Genomic DNA, 22,976 nt, shown 5'->3' on the forward strand with positions numbered 1-22,976 from the left:
AGAGTATAGTGTAAAGGAGTGAATGTATTGCGTTGTCCATCCTGTTCTCATAATGGTACAAGAGTGTTAGATTCGCGTCCGGTAGACGAGGGGCGCTCTATTCGAAGAAGGAGAGAGTGTGAAAGCTGCTTAAGTCGCTTTACGACCTTTGAAAGGGTAGAAGAGTCACCTCTTATCGTTGTAAAAAAAGAAGGCACACGAGAAGAGTTTAATAAAGAAAAGATTTTACGTGGTTTAATTAAAGCGTGTGAAAAAAGACCAGTATCTTTAAGACAATTAGAAGAAGTAACACAAAGCGTGGAACGTGAACTGCGTAATTTAGGTATATCAGAAGTGAAAAGTGATATGATTGGTGAAATTGTCATGGAAGAACTTCGCGATATTGATGATGTTGCTTACGTACGTTTTGCTTCTGTATATCGTCAATTTAAAGATTTAAATGTATTTATTGAAGAATTAAAAGATATACTGCAAAAAGAAAGAGAGTAGAAGTTGTATTTTATTCTCTTTACATACCGTAAGTAATAGGATAAGAGAGCTAGAAGCGCAAGCTAATAGCTCTTTTTCACTAAGAATTTATATAATGAAGATAGAACGAATGAAGTAGAGGATAGATTGGATGAGAGAAAGGAAAAGCAAGAATGGAAAAACAGTCATGGATGGAGCTATTGCCGATTGATCGTTATAAAGTAAGTGCGAAAGGGCTACTGCACAATTACGACCGAAAAGTGTTAACGATGTTGTATCAGCCGTTAATAGGTAGTAGAGCTTTTAGCTTATACATGACACTATGGGGAGAGCTAGAGCAAGATCGTGTATTTGGAAAAGAGAATACGCATCATTCCCTTATGGTGACTATGCAAATGCAACTTCCTGAAATATATGAGGAACGAGTAAAGTTAGAGGCAATTGGGCTATTGAAGGTATATATTAAGAAAGAAAAAGATATTCGAATGTTCATATATGAGTTGCAACCACCTTTATCTCCGAAGCAGTTTTTTGATGATATTGTTTTAAGTATCTTTTTATACAATCGATTGAGCCGGACAAAATATAATCAAGTAAAGCAATATTTCTTAGAAGAAGAATTTGATTTTGCTTCTTATGAAAATGTTACGCGTTCTTTCAATGATGTGTTTGGTTCGTTTAATCCAGGACAGCTTGAGCATGCGCAAGAAGACCTTCGTATTCCAAAAACGACAACTATGCCAAGTAACGAGAAGGGAGACGCTCCGAAAGTTTGGAATGATTTCTTTGATTTCTCTTTATTTGTAGATGGATTGTCCGCTCTTGTTCCTAAAAAGGCGATTACAGATCAAGTGAGAGACTGCGTTATAACACTTGCTTACGTGTATGGTGTAGATGTGTTATCGATGCAAAATATCGTTCTTGGTGCAGTGACAGAGATGCAAACAATTGATACGGAAAGGCTTAGAAAAGGAGCGCGCGATTGGTATCAATTTGAAAATGGTCAAGCATTACCGGTATTAAGTGAAAGAGTACAGCCTCATGCTGCACGTACGATGAAAGAGAAAGAGCCTTCATCGCAAGAGGAGATGTTAATAAAGCAGCTAGAGGAAATCTCGCCAAAACAACTATTGAAAGAGATTTCTGGTGGTGCAGAGGCAACGAAAGCGGACTTGCAGATCGTTGAAGATGTCATGATTAATCAAAAATTGACACCAGGAGTTGTGAATGTACTTATTTATTACGTTATGCTACGCTCAGATATGAAACTTGCGAAAACGTATGTCGAGAAGATTGCTGGGCATTGGGCACGTAAAAAGGTCGGTACAGTAGCGGACGCGATGGCGTTAGCGAAAGAAGAGAACCGGCAATATCAAGAGTGGGCTGAGACGAAGAAAAAAGGCCGTACGGCGAAGAAAACGGTGCGGAAAGAAATGGTGCCAGATTGGCTTAAGGAAGAAGAGCCGAAAGAACAAGAGAAAGAAACAGAGAAGAAAGATACAAGTGTAGAAAAAGATGCAAGTACGCTAGAAGATGAAAGAAAACGACTAGAAGAAGTGTTAAAAAAATATAAGCGTGATTAATAGAAGAGAATGAACGCTCTTTGAGGTGAGAAAATGGAGCATATTCAAAATTCATTTGCAAAATTAATGGAAAATGAAAACTTTAAAAATAGATATGAAGTACTAAAGGCAGAAGTAATGGCGCATCCGCGTGTGAAAGAATTTATAGACGAACATAAGGGTGAAGTAACGACTTCTATGATTGAGCGCAGTCTTGTGAAGTTATATGAATATATTGGACAAAGTGTAGGTTGCGTGGATTGTCCGGATTTAGGTTCATGTAAAAATATGCTACAAGGTTATGAGCCAAAGCTTGTTATTCAAGGGAAGATGATTGATATTCAATACGATCGCTGCGTTAGAAAAGTAGCGCATGACGAGAGAAAGAAATATGAAAAACTCGTTCAAAGTGTATATATGCCAACGGATATTTTGCAGGCAACTATGGAAAACTTAGACCCTTCTGATTTAAATGCACGTATCGATGCAATTGGTGCAGCGAATGAATTTTTAAGTACATATGAACCAGGTAAAAAAGCACAAGGTTTATATTTGTACGGTAAATTTGGTGTAGGAAAAACGTACCTTTTAGGAGCAATAGCGAACGAGCTTGCTCGAAAGAAAATAAGTTCGATGCTCGTATACTTCCCGGAATTTTTACGTGAAATTAAAAGTTCAATTCAAGATAATTCGATTGGTGAAAAGATTGATGCGGTTAAACGCGTACAAGTTTTAATGTTAGACGATATCGGGGCAGAAGCGATGTCAAGCTTTGTGCGTGACGATGTGCTTGGTGCAATCTTGCAATTCCGTATGTTAGAAAACTTACCGACGTTCTTTACGTCTAATTTTGATTTTAAACAACTGGAACACCATTTAACGTATACGCAGCGTGGTGAGGCTGAAGAAATGAAAGCAGCACGTATTATGGAAAGAATTAAATATTTAGCGAAACCAATTCCAATTGGTGGGAAAAACCGTCGTCATAAGTAAAAGAGTAAGCTTCTCAGCTTGCTCTTTTTTTGTATTATAGTGATATTTTCTTTTCGAATATGAGATCGAAATATTCAGGTTGTCCAGAACTGCCAAACGTAGGGGCAACAATCTGTACGAACCTCCAGCCATCTCTAGCATGTTCTTGAATAATTTCTTGGTAGTCTTCAGCTGGTTTTGAGCGAGTGAACCCCCAATGTAATTCGACTTTTACGAATTTATATTCAAACATTCAGATACCCCCTTTTATTGATAAGTAAAGTATACAATAAAAATTCATAGTAGCTTGTATCATTTTTTTCTCCCTCCCTTAATATATATAAAATTAGCAAGCCATATTGAGTGGATTTTCTAACGATAGGAAATGTGATTCTACTAAGAGTGAAATTCACGCGGGACGGACTCTTATAGGATTTGTAACGTATAGATACAGTCCTTTAGAGCGGGGATAAAAGGGGGGACAAAAGTGATTGAAATTTGCTTCGAAGAAAAAAATGATGCTATGCACGTATATAGACAATTGCTGAAAAGAGCGGAAGTGTTATATAAGGAAACGAGTGTGTATTTACAGGAACAAAAAGTGGTGATTCACATACCAGTACGTGAATCGAATTATATTGAAAAAATCTTATTGCCAGTAATGGTGTATTTCATTGTGAATGTGAAACAAAATGAGTGGATTTATACGATTTTAAAAGAAAAGTTTTTTTATGAAGAACAAGAAGAGTGTCATCAAATATTGCACATGGCACATGAGATTTTAAAGGGAAGAAGAAAAGGTGTAGCTCAGGATTTAACGCGTAACGCATTTGAGTCATATATTAAGTCTTCTTTAAATAATTGGCTTTGTGATCCGCTCTCATTCTCGTTTTCATCATATATCCGTTTTCGTCTTCGTACATATAGGGAAATGGTGGCTAAACTTGCGGAAGTGGCAATTGATGAATATAAGATGGAGCAAGAATACCAAATGTTCATTGAGACGCTTCGGCAACAAGTAAGTAGCCGTAAATCACGTTTGTCTTGCGTGCATCTTATTTTTGATGAAAGCTTTATCTTTTATGATGATAAAGGTAGACGTTTAAAACAGGAGAAGTTGGTCCAATATATAGATGAGGAATTATTAAAGCAAAATGATGTATATATTGATACGAAAGTAATTGCGCCGCTTCTTTCTATTTCGCCTAAAAAGATTTATTTATATACGAAAGAACAAGACCATAATATGATTATTACTTTGCGAAATGTGTTCCAAGAACGGGTCCAATTACATGGATTACATGATTTTGAGCGCAATGTGAAAAATTTAAAAAATAAAGGTAACGCCCTTGATTTTCTAAGTTTTTGAGCATATAATTACCTACATAAATGAAATATATTGAAATGTCATGATGAGGACATGAGTAGTTTTCTACGATTTTCAGAGAGGGAAGCCTTAGGGTGTGAGCTTCCTAGTACGGGATTATTACTTACCACCTCTAAACTTTAGCAGTGAACGGTTTTTCTAGTAATTGCTAACGGACAACACCGTTATGTTGAACTTGAGCAATTAACAATTATGTTAATTGGAACAAGGGTGGAACCACGAATTCAACACTCGTCCCTTTTTACGGGATGAGTGTTTTTTATTTTGAGAAAAAGAGGAGTGACCAGTGATGGCAGATGTAGTTAAAATTACTTTCCCTGATGGAGCTGTGAAGGAGTTTCCAAAAGGCGTAACAACTGAAGAAATCGCAGCTTCTATTAGCCCAGGCTTAAAGAAAAAAGCTGTAGCTGGAAAATTAAACGATGAGATGATCGATCTTGTTACACCAATCGAAGAAGATGGTGCAGTTTCTATCATTACATTAGATTCTGAAGATGGCCTATATATTTTACGCCATTCAACAGCCCACCTTTTAGCACAAGCGTTAAAACGTTTATATAAAGATGTTAAGGTTGAGCTTGGCATTGGTCCAGTAATTGAAAATGGCTTCTACTACGATATTGATATGGAAGAAGCAATTACAGTTGAAGACTTCAAGAAAATCGAAAAAGAAATGCAAAAAATCGTGAACGAGAACTTAGAAATCGTTCGTCATGAAGTACCACGTGCAGAAGCAATTCGTCGCTTTGAAGAAATCGGCGATGAGTTAAAATTAGATTTAATTAACGATCTTCCAGAAGATGCAGTTATTTCAATCTATGAGCAAGGCGAATTCTTCGACCTTTGTCGTGGTGTTCACCTTCCATCTACAGGGAAAATTAAAGTGTTTAAATTATTAAGCGTTGCAGGTGCTTACTGGCGCGGCGATAGCAATAATAAAATGCTACAACGTATTTACGGTACTGCATTCGTTAAGAAAGCAGAATTAGATGAGCACTTACGTATGCTTGAAGAAGCGAAAGAGCGCGATCACCGTAAATTAGGTAAAGAATTAAAACTATTTACTAATAGCCAAAAAGTAGGACAAGGTTTACCACTTTGGTTACCAAAAGGTGCAACAATCCGCCGCATTATCGAGCGTTACATCGTTGATAAAGAAGCAAGCTTAGGCTATGATCACGTATATACTCCAGTACTAGGGAGCAGAGAGCTTTATGAAACTTCTGGTCACTGGAACCACTACCGTGATGGCATGTTCCCATCAATGGAAATGGATAACGAAGAATTAGTTCTTCGTCCAATGAACTGTCCTCATCATATGATGGTTTATAAAAATGATATTCACAGCTACCGTGAATTACCAATCCGTATTGCAGAACTTGGAACAATGCACCGTTATGAAATGTCAGGTGCGTTATCTGGATTACAACGTGTACGCGGAATGACTTTAAACGATGCGCACATTTTCGTTCGTCCAGATCAAATTAAAGAAGAGTTAAAACGTGTTGTAAACTTAACTCTAGAAGTGTACAAAGATTTCGGTTTAGAGAACTACTCATTCCGTCTATCTTACCGCGACCCAGCAGATACTAAAAAGTATTATGCGGATGATGAGATGTGGGAAAAAGCACAAGGTATGTTAAAAGAAGCTATGGATGAAATGGGTCTTGATTACTATGAAGCTGAAGGTGAAGCGGCATTCTACGGTCCAAAACTTGATGTTCAAGTTCGTACTGCTCTTGGAAAAGACGAAACACTTTCAACTGTACAATTAGACTTCTTACTTCCAGAACGCTTTGAATTATCATACGTTGGTGAAGACGGTAAACAACATCGTCCAGTTGTAATTCACCGTGGTGTTGTATCAACTATGGAACGTTTTGTTGCCTTCTTAATTGAAGAATACAAAGGTGCATTCCCAACATGGTTAGCTCCAGTTCAAGTACAAGTAATTCCAGTTTCTCCGCAAGTACATTTAGACTATGCGAAGAAAGTACAAGACGAATTGCGTCGTGCTGGTATCCGTGTTGAATTAGACACTCGTGAAGAGAAGATCGGTTACAAAATCCGTGAAGCACAAATGCAAAAAATTCCGTACATGCTTGTAGTAGGTGACAATGAAGTAACTGAAAACGGCGTAAACGTACGTAAATATGGTGAACAAAAATCAGAAACAATCGCATTAGATGCTTTTGTTGACATGATTAAAGTAGAAGGAAAACGATAAGAAAAAGCCGCGGTATACCGCGGCTTTTTTATGTAATATACTCGAGAGAAATTAGAAAAAATAACCATGTAACACTTATCATAAAAAAGTATTGCAAGTATGTTAGTTGTTTGTTACAATATTTCTTGTTGTTAGTAAAACACATCGCGTCTTCTTGACAGACGTCATGTCCTATGATAAACTCATCAAGGATAATAGAATATTGTTTTGTGGAACAAGTAGAAGCACCCGCTTCTCACCTGATGGACGCATTCGCAGTTAACAGGTAAATGTATTTCTTACTTAAGATTTTACAAGTGTGGGTGTCGTATGCCCGCACTTTTTTTGTTCGGGTTCTATGACTACAAAATATGTTCTGAGAAAACCTTGGAGGTGGCTTACTATTAGCAAGGATATGATGATTAACGAGCAAATTCGTGCACGTGAAGTACGTTTAGTTGGCGCAAATGGCGATCAACTTGGAATCAAGTCTCGTAATGACGCTTTAGACTTAGCTGCAAATCTTAATCTTGATTTAGTATTAGTTGCTCCAAATGCGAAACCGCCAGTATGCCGCATTATGGACTACGGTAAATTCCGCTTTGAGCAACAGAAGAAAGAAAAAGAGCAGCGCAAAAATCAAAAAGTAATTAGCATGAAAGAAGTTCGTTTAAGTCCAACAATTGATGAACACGACTTTAACACAAAACTTCGTAATGCTATCAAGTTTTTAGAGAAAGGCGACAAGGTTAAAGCGTCAATTCGCTTTAAAGGACGTGCCATTACTCATAAAGAAATCGGTCAACGTGTTTTAGATCGCTTCTCAGAAGCTTGTGCTGAAGTTAGTACAGTTGAATCTAAGCCTAAAATGGAAGGACGCAGTATGTTCTTAGTTTTAGCACCGAAAAACGATAAGTAATAGATAGAGGAGGAAATACCTATGCCTAAACAAAAAACTCATCGCGGCGCTGCAAAGCGTTTCAAAAAGACTGGATCAGGTAAACTGAAACGTTCTCACGCTTACACAAGCCATTTATTCGCTAACAAATCTACAAAAGCTAAACGTAAACTACGTAAAGCTGGTGTAGTAAGCGCTGGTGACTTCAAACGCATTCGTCAAATGCTTGACAACTTAAAATAAGTTCGGCTGATATATAGAACAATTAGGAGGTAATATTATGCCAAGAGTAAAAGGTGGTACAGTTACTCGTCAACGTCGTAAAAAAGTAATTAAATTAGCAAAAGGTTACTACGGTTCAAAAAATACATTATTCAAGGTTGCTAACCAACAGGTTATGAAATCTCTAATGTATGCATTCCGTGACCGCCGTCAAAAGAAACGTGACTTCCGTAAATTATGGATTACACGTATCAACGCAGCAGCTCGTATGAATGGTCTTTCTTACAGCCGCTTAATGCACGGTCTTAAAAATGCTGGCATCGAAGTTAACCGCAAGATGCTTGCTGACTTAGCTGTTCATGACGAAAAAGCTTTCGCTGAATTAGCAACAGTTGCAAAAAACAACATTAACTAATTAATTAGTTGAAACCTTAGAAGAATTTTCTTCTAAGGTTTTTTATTTGTATTCAAATAGAAGTTAGAAGTGAAAGAAATTCTAAAGATTAACGACTATGTCGTTATCAATATGACAAAATCAATATAAAAGTTATAGCAGTATAGAAGAATATACATATGAAGTCAGGAGAATACTCCTGGCTTTTTTTAATTCTGCTCTTTTGGAAAGAAGAGTATCTTTCCTAGCCGAAACGACACTGCTATAATGGAAAGATGATATGGAACTTTCATCAGATGAACAATTTAAGAGCGATGACTGAAACGTATTTGTAAATTAAGGACAAGCTATTTTATAAAGAGGTAGATAGCTGACTTATTCATAAGAACTGAAACATAATAATGAACTTTGAGATGAAACAACATTGTTGCGTAAAATGCGATGTTGGAGGAGGACAATAGAATGGACTTACTACAACTATTTAAATTACAAAAAGAATTAGATGACCGTATTGCAAAAGAACATGACTTACAACCGAAAAAATTGTTAAAAGAAAAAATGTTAGCTCTTCTTGTAGAAATTGGAGAACTTGCAAATGAAACACGTTGTTTTAAATATTGGAGCAACAAACCAGCTTCGGAGCGTGAAGTGATATTAGAAGAGTACGTAGATGGTTTGCATTTTATTTTATCAATCGGAATTGATTTAGGTATTGATAAAAACTTCCTATTCTATAAATGTGCACAAACGAATAAAACACAAGTGGAAATTTTCTTAGACACATATGCGAAAGTAATTCGTTTTACAGATCAACCATCTATTACAAACTATATTGAATTATTTACGAGCTATCTTCGACTTGGACAAGCACTTGAATTTGAGCAAGAAGAGATTGAAAAAGCATATTTAGATAAAAATGAAGTAAATCATCAGCGTCAAACACAAGGATACTAATTTAATTTTTGAATATTTCAATTTAATTATTGTATAATGAATTGACTGAAGAAAAAGGAGGGTGTTGGCAATGACAAAATTAGACGCGACATTGACAATGCTAAAAGAATTAACGGATGCACGTGGTATTGCTGGTAATGAACGTGAACCACGTGAAGTAATGAAGAAATATATCGAGCCGTTTGCGGACGAACTTTCTACTGATAACTTAGGGAGTTTAGTTGCAAAAAAAGTAGGGGAAGAAAACGGCCCGAAAATTATGGTTGCAGGTCATTTGGATGAAGTTGGATTTATGATTACACAAATCGATGACAAAGGTTTCCTTCGCTTCCAAACGGTTGGTGGCTGGTGGTCACAAGTTATGCTTGCGCAACGCGTGACGATTGTAACGCGTAAAGGAGATGTAACAGGTGTAATTGGTTCAAAACCACCGCACATTTTACCTCCAGAAGCTCGTAAAAAGCCAGTTGAAATTAAAGACATGTTCATCGATATCGGTGCTTCTAGCCAAGAAGAAGCAATGGAGTGGGGCGTACGACCAGGAGATCAAGTTGTACCTTACTTTGAATTCCAAGTGATGAAGAATGAAAAAATGTTACTTGCAAAAGCATGGGATAACCGAATCGGTTGTGCAATTGCAATTGACGTATTAAAACAATTAAAAGATGAAAAGCATCCAAATGTTGTATACGGCGTTGGAACTGTACAAGAAGAAGTTGGTCTTCGTGGCGCAAAAACATCTGCGAATTATATTAAACCAGATATCGCGTTCGCAGTAGATGTTGGTATCGCTGGAGATACACCGGGTGTAACGTCAAAAGAAGCGCAAAGTAAAATGGGCGATGGACCACAAATCATTTTATATGATGCTTCTGTTATTGGACATACAGGTTTACGTGATTTCGTAGTTGATGTTGCTGATGAATTACAAATCCCGTATCAATATGATTCAGTAGCGGGCGGAGGAACGGATGCGGGTGCGATTCACATTGCTGTAAATGGTATTCCTTCTATGGCAATTACAATTGCAACGCGCTATATCCATTCTCATGCGGCAATGTTACACCGTGATGATTATGAAAATGCAGTAAAGTTAATTGTAGAAGTTATTAAACGTCTTGATAAAGAGGCTGTACATAACATTACATTTAATTAATAGAAAAAGCGAAGGAGATTCTCCTTCGCTTTTTTATGTTTAAAAAGGCCGTTCTAATCCTGCTGCAGTATGAGCGCCTAAAATAATTAAACGAGTTAATTGCATCGCCATAAAATGCGGAGTATATATCATTCCTCTTTTTAACCATGACATAATCATTCCGATGTGAGCCCCTGTCACATAACTAATCAAAATATCACGAGGAACCATAAGATCTTCATCATCTGGTTGTGAAATAGACAAGCTTAATGTTAAATGCACTTGTATTGTTTTCATCATTTTATAAGAGTAGTTTCCGGCAGCTTTATCCCCAAGCATAACGTTATAAAAGTTTACATTTTCTGCGATATGTTCGAATAAAGCCAAAAATGTAGGGTGAGGTGAATCAAATGTAAGTTGAAAATCTTCTTTATTTCTATTTTTCGGTTTAATTACTTCTGCTAGCTTCTCTAACATTTCTTCAATACTTTTGTCTAATAGGTCATATTTATCATGGTAATGGCTATAAAATGTAGCGCGATTTACAGGAGCGCGTTCTGCGATATGTTGCACAGTTACATTTTCAAAGCCTTTTTCGCCTACTAAAGCGACAAAAGCATCCTGAATGAGTTGTCTCGTTCGCTTTACACGTGGATCATTTGTATTTTTAATAGACATTTTTCTTCTCCTCGTTTAATTTTCTATACTTAAACAACATATTGGTATTATATTGTTGTTTAAGCAACATTTCATACGTAAATTGTCGGTTGTAGATTCAAAATAATTATTTATAATTATAAACGATAGTCCTTCAGAAATCAGCACCGCTCGCAGGTAGATAAATTTCGATTTACGCTGCAGATGGTGTGATTTTTTTGTTAAAAGGTTAATATAATTAACAATTAAACAATCTAAACAATAAGGACATAAATAGTTTAGAAAAAAATTATATGCGATATAAGGAGAGGAATGCAATGAATCAGTTTCGAAGAATGGTAATTATCAACATTATCACATTAATTGTACTAGTTGGCGGCGGTATTGGCGGTTATTACTATTACAACCAAACGGAAAATTACTTAAAAACAGACAATGCAAAGATTGATGGGAAGGTAATTCCGGTTGCTTCACCAGTAGCAGGTAAACTAACTGACTGGAAAGCTGAAGTAGGAAAAAATTATAATGAGAACGATAAACTAGGTACTGTTACTGTAGCGGCAGCTAATGGAGAACAAACAGTAGATGTAACAATTCCACAAAATGCAACGGTTGTACAATCAAACGCAACAACAAATGCTTTCGTTGGAGCTGGTAGCCCGATTGCTTACGCATTCGATATGAACAATTTATGGGTAACAGCAAACATTGAAGAAACAGATGTTGATGATGTTCAAAAAGGTCAAGATGTAGATGTGTATGTAGATGCATACCCAGATACAACGTTAACAGGAAAAGTAGAACAAGTTGGCTTAACAACAGCGAATACATTCTCTATGTTGCCATCAAGCAACGCAACAGCGAACTATACGAAAGTAACACAAGTAGTACCAGTTAAAATTTCTTTAGATCATAGCAAATCAGTAAATATTGTTCCTGGCATGAATGTGACAGTTCGTATTCATAAGTAAGGGGGAGATGAGATGTCCTCAATTGTAATTGCAGGATATGCACTATTTTGTATAATCGTCTTCTTCCTTGTAAATCGTCTTTTACGAAAGAAAAAAACGAAAATGGGAGAAGAACAAGTCCCAGCCGTAAGTAAAATAGAAATAAGTAAAGTTGAAACAGAAGAGAAAGAAATTGAACGAAAGCAAGAATCGGAAATTTCTAATGTAGTTGAGTTAGAAACAGGAAAGCAAGAAGAAGTAAAACAAGAAAAAGAAGTGCAGAAAAAACAAATTTCTACGCCTGTAGAGAATGTGAACGTAAAAGCAGTTGTAGCTGTATTAATTCTCGGCATGTTCGTTTCTATTTTAAACCAAACAATTATTAACGTTGCATTACCTCCGTTAATGAATGAATTTAACGTATCAACTTCAACAGCACAATGGTTAATTACAGGCTTCATGCTTGTAAATGGTATTTTAGTACCGATTAGTGCCTTTTTAGTTTCACGATTTACGTATCGTAAATTATTCGTAGCAGCAATGTTATTCTTCACGGTAGGATCTATCATTTGTGCTACTTCCGGAAACTTTACGATGATGATGACGGGCCGCGTAATTCAAGCAGTTGGTGCGGGTATTTTAATGCCGGTTGGTATGAATATCTTTATGACATTGTTCCCGCCTCATAAGCGCGGAGCAGCGATGGGGTTACTAGGTGTAGCGATGATTTTAGCTCCAGCTATCGGACCGACTGTAACAGGTTGGGTAATTGAAAATTACAGCTGGAACTTAATGTTCTATGCGATGTTTATTATCGGTTTAATTATTACGTTCCTATCTTTAAAATTCTTTACACTAGCTCAGCCAGTGTCTAAAACAAAATTAGATGTATTTGGTGTTGTTAGTTCAAGTATTGGGCTAGGAAGCTTGCTGTACGGATTTAGTGAGGCTGGAAATAATAGTTGGACTAGTGCAGAAGTTGTTATTTCACTTATCATTGGTGTAATTGGTTTAGCGTTATTTATTTGGAGAGAGTTAACAACGGACAATAAAATGCTTGATTTACAAGTATTTAAATATCCAGTATTTACTTTCACTTTAGTAATTAACGCAATCGTTACGATGGCATTATTCGGAGGTATGTTATTGCTTCCAGTATATCTGCAAAATATTCGTGGCTTTACGCCAATTGAATCTGGTTTACTACTTCTTCCAGGATCATTAATTATGGGGATCATGGGACCAGTAGCGGGTAAATTATTCGATAAATATGGCATTCGTCCATTAGCGATAATTGGATTGGCAATTACGACGTATGCGACATATGAATTTACAAAATTATCGATGGATACACCGTATAGCGTTATTATGACGGATTATATTATACGTTCAATTGGTATGTCATTCATTATGATGCCAATTATGACGGCTGGTATGAACGCGCTGCCGATGAAATTAATTTCTCACGGTACAGCAACGCAAAATACGTCAAGACAAGTAGCGGGTTCAATCGGAACAGCGATTTTAATTACACTTATGACGCAACAAACGACTGCTCACGTAGCAGATTACGGCAACATGTTAACAACATCAAACCCAATTTTAGTTGATAAAATACATGGCATGGGGCAAAGTTTAGCGGCCTTAGCTGGATCAGCTCAAGCAGGAGACGCGATGAGCACACAACTATTATATGGACAAATTTCAAAGCTATCTGCAATTAACGGTATTAACGATGCCTTCTTAATCGCAACGATACTAGCAGGTATCGCTTGGGTGTTATCGTTCTTCTTACCATCAGGCAATAAACCAAATAGAAAAGCAGGGAATTAATTTCCCTGCTTTTTTTGTCTTTTTAAAGAGTAAGATATAAAAGGTAATAACCACTTACAGAGCATAATCCTGTTATAAATAAAATCGTCCCCATAGAACGAATACTCGATATGTGTCTTCCGTTTACTATAGCTAATAGTCCAGCTAAAGAGAAGAGACCCCAATATAAAGTTCCTGAAATTGGAATCATCCCCTCTAAGTCTATTCCATAACCTATACAAATGATAGGAACAACGATAAGAGATATGCTAATTAAACCAGCTATAATAGTAAATGATTTACGACATTTCATACCAGCAATAATTAAAAAAATGCCGACGATGAATTCGCATAACATTAAAGTAAAAGCTAAAATCATCCAAATTAATATTCCGAACATTTCTGTATTACCTCCGATTTGTGGGTTTCGAAAAAAGTTATATAGAATCAATCACCTACAGACATGAGTACCCAGAAGATAACCCCTAATATTCCAATGGTAAAAATAATGAACCCCATATTACGTATACTTTTAATTTTTGCTTGGAATCCACTTATCCCTGCTAATAATCCAGTTAAAGAAAATAGGGTCCAGTAAAGAGCAGTTGGAATGGGGAAGATTGTATCCATATTAATTCCTATACTTAAAAAAACAAAAGGTAGTGTGACAAAGGATAGGCTAAGTAGCCCCATTAAACCAACGAGTAATTTCCGATATTTAATTCCTGTTACTATTAAAAAAATACCACCAGCAATCCCGCATAGTAAGAGAAGTGGCGTGAAAAGCATCCAAATAACACTAAACATATGTAAACTCCTTTATATGAATTAAGTTATATTTTACTACATGAAGTTTATTTTGGATAATATTAATAAATATGTATAAATTGATGGAAATGAGAAGTGATCATACGAATTAATAAAAGAGGTATCGTGAGGGTACCTCTTTCTAATTCAAGAATGCCAACATATTATTCATAATATGAAATAACATAGCTGGAATAATGGATTTTGTTTTTTTACATAAAATAGCCATTAATAATCCCATGAAGAAAGTAATGACCATTACGCCAAGTGAGTATGTATGAGCGATACCGAAGAAGAAGCTTGTTATAATCGCTGCAATCCAAAATGGAAAGCGTTCTGAGAAAAAGCGAAGTATAAAGCCACGGAAAATAAGCTCTTCAAAAATTGGTGTGAGTATTGCAAAGCCCAGAAGTAATAATATTTGATACTGCTTAAAGACATCTAAGTTTAGTGCGGAAGATTGCTGCTTTGTTGCGTCTTGGAACACATAATTTAACAAGATGTAATTGAGTAAAATGTTTATAGCGAAGAAAAGAAGTAAGTATACGTATGTACGCCATTCTCTCAGTGCTTTAAAGTTAAATGATTGTAGTAGTAATTTTTTTGCGGGTTCGAATTTAAAAATGAAGAATAACAACACGGCTAGCTGTAATACAATACTTGCAGTATTTACGATAGATTCATACAGGGCAATTTGTTTTTTATCTGTAAGACCGGCTGTATAAATTGTTAAGGGCATTGCGAGGAACACAGTAATAAGTCCGGTTCCGAAAAAAGCGAATACAACGGAGCTAATAAATTGTCCCCATGACATAGAGTATTTCTGTTCATTAGAAAGTTGTGTAGCGGGTTGCATATGTAGAATCACCTCTTTATATTTGTATATTTAATTATAAGGCGTTTTGTTTTCAGGCGTAATATTTAAATATTACATATAAAGGTGTATTTTCTATAAAATAATAAAAGAGGTATCACCCTGTAGTGATGCCTCTTTCTCATTGATAACTATGTTCTGTCTTGTTATTCAATTTTGCTTGCTCTATTTGCAATTCACGCTCTACCAATCGATCTAATTGCTGAATTGCTTTAAGTGCTTTTTCATAAGAAATTGTTCGATAATGATGCGCTCCGCCCGGTTCTTCATCTGCTTCGTCTGCCCATTTAATAATATTTTGAAGAGATGTTCTTTCAATTTCTTGTTCCACTAAGAAAGAATCTGTATGAAGAAGAATTGCAATAGAAATTTCTTTTGCTAGTTTTGGATGTTCTCCTAATCTAATAAGTAATTTATGTGCTCTTTCAGCACCTTTAATTGCATGGATATCATTCTTTTTATATAAGTCATAATCCCATTCGCCGCCTGTGTACCACGTATGATGTCCGATATCATGAAGGAAGCCAGCTTTTGTGGCAGCATCGACTGAGGCGTGATGCTTTTTGGCTAGGTGAAACGCATGGTAAGCGACAGCAATCGCGTGGACCATTCCAGAACGGTTTACGTATTTTTGTGTAATGTGGTGTTTAAAAATTTGTTCAAGCGTAATACGGTGCATAAAACATTCACTCCTTTTATCTTATGGTGTATATGAAGAAAAATCGATCGGTTTAAATGTATTTTGAACATTGTACTCCATCATAGTTCGTTAGTAAAGTAGAAATGTTTAGGAGAAGAAAAAATTTTCCCGAAAAAAAATCACCTTAGCTTATGCAAAGGTGATTTTCAAATTGCTTATTTTTTTAATCCTTGCTCTAGTGTTTCTAACATTTCGTGCTTTTCATTTTCATCAGCGTTTTTCCAAATGACTTCAAATAAAACGCCAAGACCTGGAAGCATTTTTTCTTCACCGCTTTGAATTGCATCGACGATTGTTTCTTGTAATTGATCTTGTGAATTTCCAGATACATTCGCTAATACAGCACCGCGTAAATTAAAACTCATTGCTTTCACCTCTTCTTCAGAATTGAAACTGACGTTAGTTTTTGTTCTTTTTTATGTAAATATGTATGAAAAATAGGCTATAATGATAAGACAAGAAGAGAGGGAAATACATATTATGAAAAACATTGATTCAGTACAAAATCCGCGTGTAAAGCAGTGGAAAAAGCTGCAAACGAAAAAAGAACGCGATAAAAAAGGTTTATTTTTTGTAGAAGGATTCCACTTAGTCGAGGAAGCTTTGAAGGCAGGAATTGTAACAGAACTTATCGTTTCAGATCAGACAGACCTTCCGAAAGATTGGACAGTTAATGATGTGGAAATGTATATCGTACCTGAGGTGATTGTCAAAATACTTCGTGAAACAGAAACGACACAAGGTGTATTTGCTGTTTGTGAGAAGCATGAGAAAGAAGTAGCTCTTACTGATGGGAAATTCCTTTTATTAGATGGCCTGCAAGACCCAGGTAATTTAGGAACAATTATTCGTACAGCTGATGCAGCTGGTATTCACGCTGTTGTGCTTGGAGAAGGTTGTGTTGATGTTTACAATAGTAAAGTACTCCGCTCTACACAAGGCTCTATTTTCCACTTACCAATTGTAAAAGGGAACTTAGAAGAATGGGTAGACAAGTTAAAAGAAAACAACGTTCCTGTATATGGAACAGCTCTTGAAAATGGAGTTCCGTATGGTGAAGTAACGCCGGCTGGCAGTTTTGCATTAATTGTAGGAAATGAAGGAAATGGCGTACGCCAAGAAATTCTTGCAAAAACGGATCAAAACTTGTATATTCCGATTTACGGCGGGGCAGAATCATTAAATGTTGCGGTTGCAGCAGGGATTTTAACGTATTATTTGCAAAGCCCGGTTGCGAACAAATAAAAAACTTCTTATAATAAGTTGAAGTACATTATATTAAAAGTTAAATAACGAAAAACGTTGATAGAGAAGAGTAACTTACAAAATCGCCATATAGGGAGAGAGTGCCGTAGACTGAAAGCATTCTTATGGTAGACGGAAGTGAATTCACCTCTGGAGTTGACGCCAGGACCATGTATATGTAAAGGCGTTCCGGTCAGAATTGATCGTTATAACTAATGAGTGGGCAGACTTGTTCTGTCAATTTAGGGTGGTACCGCGAATTTACCTCGTCCCTTTTTGGGAGCGAGGTTTTTTTATTTTTAAAATTAGGAGGGTTCCAAAATGGAAGCACGTTTAAAAGAGCTAAAGCAAAAAGCGTTAGAGCTTATTGAAGAAGCGAAAGAGCTAAAGGGCTTAAACGACGTACGCGTAGCGTATTTAGGAAAAAAAGGCCCAATTACAGAAGTATTACGCGGCATGGGAAAATTGTCAGCAGAAGAGCGTCCACGTATGGGAGCATTAGTAAATGAAGTGCGTGAAGCGATTCAAACGCGTTTAGATGACAAAATTAGTAACTTAGAAAAAGCAGTAATCGAAGCGAAATTAGCTACTGAAACAATCGATGTTACACTGCCAGGTCGTCCTGTTGAAACAGGTTGTCACCATCCGTTAACAGCTGTTGTTGAGCAAATTGAAGATGTATTCATCGGTATGGGTTATGAAGTAGCTGAAGGAACAGAAGTAGAAAAAGACTACTACAACTTCGAAGCACTAAACTTACCGAAAGATCACCCAGCGCGTGATATGCAAGATACATTCTACATTACAGAAGAAACGTTACTACGTACACATACATCTTCTGTGCAAGCACGTACGATGGAAAATAATAAAGAAAAAGGCCCAATCAAAATTATTTGTCCTGGTAAAGTGTATCGCCGTGATGACGACGATGCGACGCATTCACATCAGTTCATGCAAATTGAAGGTCTTGTAATTGATAAAAACATTCGTATGAGTGACTTAAAAGGTACACTGCAAGTATTTGTGAAAAAGATGTTCGGTGAAGATCGTGAAATCCGTCTTCGTCCAAGTTTCTTCCCATTCACAGAGCCATCTGTAGAGATGGATATTTCTTGTATGATGTGTCATGGCAAAGGTTGCGGCACTTGTAAAGGAACTGGCTGGATTGAAATTCTAGGCGCAGGTATGGTTCACCCGAACGTACTTGAAATGGCTGGTTATGATTCAAAAGAATATCAAGGTTTCGCATTCGGTATGGGCGCAGAGCGTATCGCAATGTTGAAATACGGAGTAGATGACATTCGTCATTTCTATACAAATGATGTACGTTTCTTACAACAATTCAAACGAGCGTAAGGGAAGGAGAGGATAAATATGTTCGTATCATATCGTTGGTTACAAGAGTATGTAGATATTAAAGATGTAACAGCACAAGAACTAGCAGACAAAATCACGAAAAGTGGTATTGAAGTAGAAGGCGTTGAAGTATTAAATAAAGGTGTAAAAGGTGTTGTAGTTGGTCACGTATTAGAATGTGAAAAACACCCAGAAGCTGATAAATTAAGCAAATGCTTAATCGATATCGGTGAAGAAGAGCCAGTTCAAATTATTTGTGGAGCTGCTAACATTGCAAAAGGTTTAAAAGTACCAGTTGCAAAAGTTGGTGCTGTACTTCCTGGTAACTTCAAAATTAAAAAAGCAAAACTACGTGGTGAAGCTTCTCACGGTATGGTTTGTGCTCTTCAAGAGCTTGGCATTGATGGAAAGTTAGTTTCAAAAGAATATGCAGATGGTATCTTCATCTTCCCAAGTGACGCTGAAGTTGGTGCAGATGCACTTGAAATTTTAAACTTACACGATGAAGTACTTGAGCTTGGTTTAACACCAAACCGTGCAGATTGCCTAAACATGTTAGGTGTTGCATATGAAGTAGCTGCTATTTATGGCCGCGAAGTAAAACTTCCAGCTATCGACTTACAAGAAACAGCAGAAAAAACTTCTGATTATATTTCTGTAAGTGTAGAAGCGAAAGAAGAAAACCCGTTATACATTGCAAAAATGGTTAAAAACGTAAAGATTGGTCCATCACCAATGTGGATGCAAACTCGTCTTATGGCAGCTGGCATTCGTCCAATTAGCAACGTAGTTGATATTACAAACTACATTTTAATGGAATACGGTCAACCGTTACATGCATTCGATTACGATAAATTAGGTTCAAAAGAAATCGTTGTTCGTCTTGCAAAAGAAGGCGAAAAAATTGAAACGTTAGATGATCAAGAGCGTACATTACAAAGCCACCATCTTGTAATTACAAACGGCACGAAAGCTTTAGCTGTTGCTGGTGTAATGGGCGGGGCGGATTCTGAAGTTACAAATGAGACAGTAAACGTTCTAATTGAGTCTGCATACTTTGCAGGTCAAACAGTACGTCGTACATCAAAAGACTTAGGTCTTCGTAGTGAATCAAGTGCACGTTTCGAAAAAGGAATCGATCCAACACGTACATTTGAAGCAATTCAACACGCAGCTGCTTTAATGGCGAAATATGCTGGCGGTGAAGCACTTGAAGGTGTAGTAGAAGCTGACAACTTACAAGTACAAGAGCGTACAGTATCTGTTACTGCTGAAAAAGTAAACCGTGTATTAGGTACAAATATTTCTGCGAGTGAAATGGGTACAATGTTCACAAACTTGAAATTCCCATTTACAGAAGTAGAAGGAACATTCCATGTAAATGTACCAGCACGTCGTCCTGATATTACAATTTCAGAAGACTTAGTAGAAGAAGTGGGCCGTCTATACGGTTATGACCACATTCCAGTTACATTACCTTCTGGAACGATGACTCGTGGTAAATTAACATCAGCACAAACGAAACGTCGTAAAGTACGCCGCTTCTTAGAGGGTGCTGGTTTATATGAAGCAATTACGTATTCATTAACAAGCGCTGACAAAGCGAAACAATATATGGTTGAGCCAAACGAAAAGGCGCCTGTAGGTCTTGCACTTCCAATGAGTGAAGAACGTAGCCAACTTCGTTTAAGCTTAGTACCGCAATTACTAGAAGCAGTTTCATACAATGTCGCTCGTAAAAACGACAGCGTTGCTTTATACGAAGTAGGTTCTATCTTCTTACCGACAGAAGAAGGAGAACTTCCGAAAGAAGAACAACATCTTGCAGGTGTTATGACAGGTCTTGCTCTTCACCATGCATGGCAAGGTGAGAAGAAAGTAGTAGACTTCTTCGTTGTGAAAGGTGTACTAGAAGGACTATTCGACGTGCTTGGCGTTTCAAATCAAATCACATATGCACCAGCAAAACGTGAAGGTATGCACCCAGGCCGTACAGCTGACATCGTATTAGATGGCGAAGTAATTGGTTTCATCGGTCAATTGCACCCAGAAGCAGAAAAACAATTAGATGTGAAAAATACATTCGTATTTGAATTATCTCTTGTAAAAGTATTCGGTGCAGACGCTGAGGAAACTTACTACTCAGCAATTCCACGTTTCCCATCTATGACACGTGACATGGCTGTTGTAGTAACAAAAGAAACAAAAGCTGGTGAAATGAAGCAAGTCATTGCTGAAGCTGGCGGAGAACTTCTGAAAGACGTAACACTATTCGACTTATACGAAGGTGAAAAAATGGAAGAAGGCAAGAAATCACTTGCATTCTCTATGACTTACTTCGATGCAGAACGTACATTAACAGACGAAGAAGTAACAGAAGCACATAACCGTGTACTAACAACGGTAGAAGAGAAATTCGGTGCGGAGTTACGTAAGTAATTAGAAAATTGCCGGATTCATTCCGGCAATTTTTTTATTGGATTGGTTGTCGGACACTGTCGGTAAGTCGATATATTACAAAAATCGCTCATATATTTTCCGACACCTTGCATCTTTCTCTCGAATGTAGTACATTAATTTTAGTTTAACAAAATGAAAGACGATGATAAGGAAAAGTAGTATATACTATAATCCAAAGCGAGTCAGGGACGGTGAGAGCCTGATGAGGCGGTATATGTGAAGAACACCTTGGAGTTGCTAACCGAAATTGAATTTTGTATTCAAGAGTAGACTTAGACGGGAATCCGGCCTGTTACAAACCGGGAAGTATGTATTACATACGAGTTAAAGTTGGTCTTTATGACAAATTGGGTGGTACCGCGAAGTTTAACCTTTCGTCCCTTTATGGATGAAAGGTTTTTTTGTATTTAAATATATGAGCAAAGGAGAATTTCACTATGGAAAACACATTAGTAAAAAGTCTGTATAGAGATACAGAAAAGTATGCAGATCAAACAGTACAAGTATCAGGGTGGATTCGTAACTTACGTGATTCAAAAGCATTTGGTTTCATCGAATTAAACGACGGTAGCTTCTTCAAAAGCGTTCAAATCGTTTTCGATACAGAATTAGAGAACTTCAAAGAAATTGCAAAACTTCCACTTAGCTCTTCAGTTAAAGTAGAAGGTAAAGTAATTGCAACGCCGGGAGCGAAGCAACCATTTGAAATTAAAGCAGAAAAAATTGATATCGAGGGCTTATCAGATTCTGATTACCCACTTCAAAAGAAGCGTCATACGTTTGAATACTTACGTACAATCGCTCACTTACGTCCAAGAACAAATGCATTCTCTGCAACGTTCCGCGTACGTTCTATCGCAGCATTTGCGATTCACCAATTCTTCCAAGAGCGTGGATTCGTACATGTCCACACACCAATCATCACTGGTAGTGATACAGAAGGTGCTGGCGAAATGTTCCGCGTAACAACGCAAGATTTAAATAACCTACCAAAAGGTGAAGACGGAAAAGTTGATGAGTCAAAAGACTTCTTCGGTAAAGAAACAAACTTAACAGTAAGTGGACAGCTGAACGCTGAAGCTTATGCATTAGCATTCCGTGATGTATACACATTCGGACCTACATTCCGTGCAGAAAACTCAAACACAACTCGTCACGCTGCTGAGTTCTGGATGGTTGAGCCTGAGATTGCATTCGCTGAACTAGGTGACGTAATGAACCTTACAGAAGATATGCTGAAATATGCAATGAAATACGTATTAGAGCATGCACCAGAAGAAATGGAATTCTTCAACAGCTTCGTTGATAAAACAGTTCTAGAGCGCATGAACAACGTAATCAACTCTGACTTCGGTCGCATCACATATACAGAAGCAATTAAAGTGCTTCAAGAATCAGGTGCTGACTTCAAATACCCAGTAGAATGGGGAATCGACTTACAAACAGAGCACGAAAGATACTTATCAGAAGAAATCTTCAAACGCCCTGTATTCGTAACGGACTATCCGAAAGACATTAAAGCATTCTACATGCGTTTAAATGAAGACGGTAAAACAGTAGCTGCTACGGACCTTCTAGTTCCTGGCATCGGCGAATTAATCGGCGGAAGCCAACGTGAAGAAAGAATGGACGTTTTAGTAGACAGAATTAAAGAATTAAGTATGAACGAAGAGGACTACTGGTGGTACTTAGAACTTAGAAAATACGGCGGTACAAAACACGCTGGATTCGGTCTAGGTTTCGAGCGCTTCCTAATGTACATCACTGGTATGGCTAACATCCGTGACGTAATTCCATTCCCAAGAACTCCAGGTTCTTCTGAATTCTAAAATATGAAAAAAGGCGAGAGGATTTCCTCTCGCTTTTTATTTTACATATTGTATAGTTTATTCCCTCGTAGCAAAAAGTAACGCGAAG

General features: G+C 37.1%; 23 protein-coding genes and 4 other annotated features. Of the genes, 16 read left to right on the forward strand and 7 right to left on the reverse strand.

Going from position 1 to position 22,976, the window contains the following annotated elements:
• The first annotated feature begins 27 nt into the window (after positions 1 to 27).
• The 3 genes from nrdR to dnaI all read left to right on the forward strand — a co-directional run bounded on the left by nrdR (position 28) and on the right by dnaI (position 3,023).
• Entirely contained in the window at positions 28 to 489 is a 462-nt protein-coding gene (nrdR, locus tag AB6801_RS07580) for a transcriptional regulator NrdR (protein ID WP_001203687.1), read from the forward strand.
• Between the two features lie 152 nt (positions 490 to 641).
• Entirely contained in the window at positions 642 to 2,051 is a 1,410-nt protein-coding gene (locus tag AB6801_RS07585; RefSeq protein WP_000415029.1) for a replication initiation and membrane attachment family protein, read from the forward strand.
• A 33-nt stretch (positions 2,052 to 2,084) separates the two neighbouring features.
• The gene (gene dnaI / locus AB6801_RS07590; RefSeq protein WP_000400104.1) at positions 2,085 to 3,023 is read left to right on the forward strand and encodes a primosomal protein DnaI; all 939 of its coding nucleotides are present in this window, start codon (positions 2,085 to 2,087) and stop codon (positions 3,021 to 3,023) included.
• Between the two features lie 34 nt (positions 3,024 to 3,057).
• Here dnaI and AB6801_RS07595 read toward each other — a convergent pair whose 3' ends face one another.
• Positions 3,058 to 3,255 (reverse strand): DUF4177 domain-containing protein, encoded by a 198-nt coding sequence (locus AB6801_RS07595; RefSeq protein ID WP_000464456.1) that lies wholly within the window; start codon positions 3,253 to 3,255, stop codon positions 3,058 to 3,060.
• A 234-nt stretch (positions 3,256 to 3,489) separates the two neighbouring features.
• Between AB6801_RS07595 and ytxC the strand changes: the two genes are divergently transcribed.
• The 7 genes from ytxC to AB6801_RS07630 all read left to right on the forward strand — a co-directional run bounded on the left by ytxC (position 3,490) and on the right by AB6801_RS07630 (position 10,219).
• On the forward strand, positions 3,490 to 4,371 hold the full coding sequence (gene ytxC, locus AB6801_RS07600) for a putative sporulation protein YtxC (RefSeq protein ID WP_000569629.1): 882 nt from the start codon (positions 3,490 to 3,492) through the stop codon (positions 4,369 to 4,371).
• 31 nt (positions 4,372 to 4,402) lie between these two features.
• Positions 4,403 to 4,631, forward strand: a binding site (T-box leader).
• Between the two features lie 47 nt (positions 4,632 to 4,678).
• Positions 4,679 to 6,616, forward strand: a complete 1,938-nt coding sequence (gene thrS, locus AB6801_RS07605; RefSeq protein ID WP_000786083.1) for a threonine--tRNA ligase — start codon at positions 4,679 to 4,681, stop codon at positions 6,614 to 6,616.
• A gap of 210 nt (positions 6,617 to 6,826) precedes the next feature.
• Positions 6,827 to 6,947 (forward strand) — a sequence feature (ribosomal protein L20 leader region).
• A gap of 63 nt (positions 6,948 to 7,010) precedes the next feature.
• Complete coding sequence (gene infC / locus AB6801_RS07610; RefSeq protein WP_000973215.1) at positions 7,011 to 7,514, forward strand: translation initiation factor IF-3; 504 nt, start codon at positions 7,011 to 7,013, stop codon at positions 7,512 to 7,514.
• A 21-nt stretch (positions 7,515 to 7,535) separates the two neighbouring features.
• Positions 7,536 to 7,736: a 50S ribosomal protein L35 gene (gene rpmI / locus AB6801_RS07615; protein ID WP_001125945.1), complete on the forward strand. Its 201-nt coding sequence runs from the start codon at positions 7,536 to 7,538 to the stop codon at positions 7,734 to 7,736.
• Between the two features lie 37 nt (positions 7,737 to 7,773).
• Entirely contained in the window at positions 7,774 to 8,130 is a 357-nt protein-coding gene (rplT, locus tag AB6801_RS07620; RefSeq protein ID WP_001138362.1) for a 50S ribosomal protein L20, read from the forward strand.
• Positions 8,131 to 8,571: 441 nt separating this feature from the next.
• Complete coding sequence (locus AB6801_RS07625; protein ID WP_000365050.1) at positions 8,572 to 9,063, forward strand: dUTP diphosphatase; 492 nt, start codon at positions 8,572 to 8,574, stop codon at positions 9,061 to 9,063.
• Between the two features lie 70 nt (positions 9,064 to 9,133).
• A complete protein-coding gene (locus AB6801_RS07630; protein ID WP_000163555.1) occupies positions 9,134 to 10,219 on the forward strand; it encodes a M42 family metallopeptidase in 1,086 nt (361 codons plus the stop codon).
• A gap of 39 nt (positions 10,220 to 10,258) precedes the next feature.
• On the opposite strand, the gene AB6801_RS07635 is transcribed toward AB6801_RS07630, so the two are convergent.
• Positions 10,259 to 10,876, reverse strand: coding sequence for a TetR/AcrR family transcriptional regulator (locus tag AB6801_RS07635; RefSeq protein ID WP_000023661.1), 618 nt, complete (start codon positions 10,874 to 10,876; stop codon positions 10,259 to 10,261).
• 296 nt (positions 10,877 to 11,172) lie between these two features.
• On the opposite strand from AB6801_RS07635, the gene AB6801_RS07640 reads away from it, so the two are divergent.
• Positions 11,173 to 11,826 (forward strand): HlyD family secretion protein, encoded by a 654-nt coding sequence (locus AB6801_RS07640; protein WP_001071419.1) that lies wholly within the window; start codon positions 11,173 to 11,175, stop codon positions 11,824 to 11,826.
• A gap of 12 nt (positions 11,827 to 11,838) precedes the next feature.
• Positions 11,839 to 13,638, forward strand: a complete 1,800-nt coding sequence (locus AB6801_RS07645) for a DHA2 family efflux MFS transporter permease subunit (protein WP_000095274.1) — start codon at positions 11,839 to 11,841, stop codon at positions 13,636 to 13,638.
• Positions 13,639 to 13,660: 22 nt separating this feature from the next.
• Here AB6801_RS07645 and AB6801_RS07650 read toward each other — a convergent pair whose 3' ends face one another.
• The 5 genes from AB6801_RS07650 to sspI form a co-directional block, all read right to left on the reverse strand.
• Positions 13,661 to 14,017, reverse strand: a complete 357-nt coding sequence (locus AB6801_RS07650; RefSeq protein WP_002062504.1) for a hypothetical protein — start codon at positions 14,015 to 14,017, stop codon at positions 13,661 to 13,663.
• A 47-nt stretch (positions 14,018 to 14,064) separates the two neighbouring features.
• Positions 14,065 to 14,424, reverse strand: a complete 360-nt coding sequence (locus AB6801_RS07655; RefSeq protein ID WP_000493175.1) for a hypothetical protein — start codon at positions 14,422 to 14,424, stop codon at positions 14,065 to 14,067.
• A gap of 142 nt (positions 14,425 to 14,566) precedes the next feature.
• A complete protein-coding gene (locus AB6801_RS07660; RefSeq protein WP_001182123.1) occupies positions 14,567 to 15,280 on the reverse strand; it encodes a CPBP family intramembrane glutamic endopeptidase in 714 nt (237 codons plus the stop codon).
• A gap of 139 nt (positions 15,281 to 15,419) precedes the next feature.
• Positions 15,420 to 15,977, reverse strand: coding sequence for an HD domain-containing protein (locus tag AB6801_RS07665; RefSeq protein ID WP_000554786.1), 558 nt, complete (start codon positions 15,975 to 15,977; stop codon positions 15,420 to 15,422).
• Positions 15,978 to 16,153: 176 nt separating this feature from the next.
• Positions 16,154 to 16,363 (reverse strand): small acid-soluble spore protein SspI, encoded by a 210-nt coding sequence (sspI, locus tag AB6801_RS07670; RefSeq protein ID WP_000009509.1) that lies wholly within the window; start codon positions 16,361 to 16,363, stop codon positions 16,154 to 16,156.
• An 82-nt stretch (positions 16,364 to 16,445) separates the two neighbouring features.
• Between sspI and AB6801_RS07675 the strand changes: the two genes are divergently transcribed.
• The 4 genes from AB6801_RS07675 (at position 16,446) to asnS (ending at position 22,888) form a co-directional block, all read left to right on the forward strand.
• Positions 16,446 to 17,243 (forward strand): TrmH family RNA methyltransferase, encoded by a 798-nt coding sequence (locus AB6801_RS07675; protein ID WP_002103672.1) that lies wholly within the window; start codon positions 16,446 to 16,448, stop codon positions 17,241 to 17,243.
• Between the two features lie 48 nt (positions 17,244 to 17,291).
• Positions 17,292 to 17,520, forward strand: a binding site (T-box leader).
• A gap of 44 nt (positions 17,521 to 17,564) precedes the next feature.
• Complete coding sequence (gene pheS, locus AB6801_RS07680; protein ID WP_000388219.1) at positions 17,565 to 18,599, forward strand: phenylalanine--tRNA ligase subunit alpha; 1,035 nt, start codon at positions 17,565 to 17,567, stop codon at positions 18,597 to 18,599.
• Between the two features lie 18 nt (positions 18,600 to 18,617).
• On the forward strand, positions 18,618 to 21,038 hold the full coding sequence (gene pheT / locus AB6801_RS07685) for a phenylalanine--tRNA ligase subunit beta (RefSeq protein WP_000498191.1): 2,421 nt from the start codon (positions 18,618 to 18,620) through the stop codon (positions 21,036 to 21,038).
• 154 nt (positions 21,039 to 21,192) lie between these two features.
• Positions 21,193 to 21,444 (forward strand) — a binding site (T-box leader).
• A gap of 52 nt (positions 21,445 to 21,496) precedes the next feature.
• Entirely contained in the window at positions 21,497 to 22,888 is a 1,392-nt protein-coding gene (asnS, locus tag AB6801_RS07690) for an asparagine--tRNA ligase (protein ID WP_000432178.1), read from the forward strand.
• Positions 22,889 to 22,976: the final 88 nt, after the last annotated feature.

This window comes from Bacillus sp. RCC_6_1 (genome assembly GCF_041360755.1).
GTDB classification, from domain to species: Bacteria; Bacillota; Bacilli; order Bacillales; family Bacillaceae_G; genus Bacillus_A; species Bacillus_A cereus.

Excerpts from the sequence above, each read along its gene's own strand:
- AB6801_RS07675 (WP_002103672.1), top strand. The coding sequence starts at position 16,446 with ATGATAAGACAAGAAGAGAGGGAAATACATATTATGAAAAACATTGAT.
- AB6801_RS07595 (WP_000464456.1), bottom strand. The coding sequence starts at position 3,255 with ATGTTTGAATATAAATTCGTAAAAGTCGAATTACATTGGGGGTTCACT.
- AB6801_RS07655 (WP_000493175.1), bottom strand. The coding sequence starts at position 14,424 with ATGTTTAGTGTTATTTGGATGCTTTTCACGCCACTTCTCTTACTATGC.
- AB6801_RS07630 (WP_000163555.1), top strand. The coding sequence starts at position 9,134 with ATGACAAAATTAGACGCGACATTGACAATGCTAAAAGAATTAACGGAT.
- rplT (WP_001138362.1), top strand. The coding sequence starts at position 7,774 with ATGCCAAGAGTAAAAGGTGGTACAGTTACTCGTCAACGTCGTAAAAAA.
- AB6801_RS07640 (WP_001071419.1), top strand. The coding sequence starts at position 11,173 with ATGAATCAGTTTCGAAGAATGGTAATTATCAACATTATCACATTAATT.
- infC (WP_000973215.1), top strand. The coding sequence starts at position 7,011 with ATGATGATTAACGAGCAAATTCGTGCACGTGAAGTACGTTTAGTTGGC.
- pheS (WP_000388219.1), top strand. The coding sequence starts at position 17,565 with ATGGAAGCACGTTTAAAAGAGCTAAAGCAAAAAGCGTTAGAGCTTATT.
- sspI (WP_000009509.1), bottom strand. The coding sequence starts at position 16,363 with ATGAGTTTTAATTTACGCGGTGCTGTATTAGCGAATGTATCTGGAAAT.
- pheT (WP_000498191.1), top strand. The coding sequence starts at position 18,618 with ATGTTCGTATCATATCGTTGGTTACAAGAGTATGTAGATATTAAAGAT.
- AB6801_RS07635 (WP_000023661.1), bottom strand. The coding sequence starts at position 10,876 with ATGTCTATTAAAAATACAAATGATCCACGTGTAAAGCGAACGAGACAA.
- AB6801_RS07645 (WP_000095274.1), top strand. The coding sequence starts at position 11,839 with ATGTCCTCAATTGTAATTGCAGGATATGCACTATTTTGTATAATCGTC.
- AB6801_RS07625 (WP_000365050.1), top strand. The coding sequence starts at position 8,572 with ATGGACTTACTACAACTATTTAAATTACAAAAAGAATTAGATGACCGT.
- AB6801_RS07660 (WP_001182123.1), bottom strand. The coding sequence starts at position 15,280 with ATGCAACCCGCTACACAACTTTCTAATGAACAGAAATACTCTATGTCA.
- rpmI (WP_001125945.1), top strand. The coding sequence starts at position 7,536 with ATGCCTAAACAAAAAACTCATCGCGGCGCTGCAAAGCGTTTCAAAAAG.
- thrS (WP_000786083.1), top strand. The coding sequence starts at position 4,679 with ATGGCAGATGTAGTTAAAATTACTTTCCCTGATGGAGCTGTGAAGGAG.
- AB6801_RS07650 (WP_002062504.1), bottom strand. The coding sequence starts at position 14,017 with ATGTTCGGAATATTAATTTGGATGATTTTAGCTTTTACTTTAATGTTA.
- AB6801_RS07665 (WP_000554786.1), bottom strand. The coding sequence starts at position 15,977 with ATGCACCGTATTACGCTTGAACAAATTTTTAAACACCACATTACACAA.
- asnS (WP_000432178.1), top strand. The coding sequence starts at position 21,497 with ATGGAAAACACATTAGTAAAAAGTCTGTATAGAGATACAGAAAAGTAT.
- AB6801_RS07585 (WP_000415029.1), top strand. The coding sequence starts at position 642 with ATGGAAAAACAGTCATGGATGGAGCTATTGCCGATTGATCGTTATAAA.
- dnaI (WP_000400104.1), top strand. The coding sequence starts at position 2,085 with ATGGAGCATATTCAAAATTCATTTGCAAAATTAATGGAAAATGAAAAC.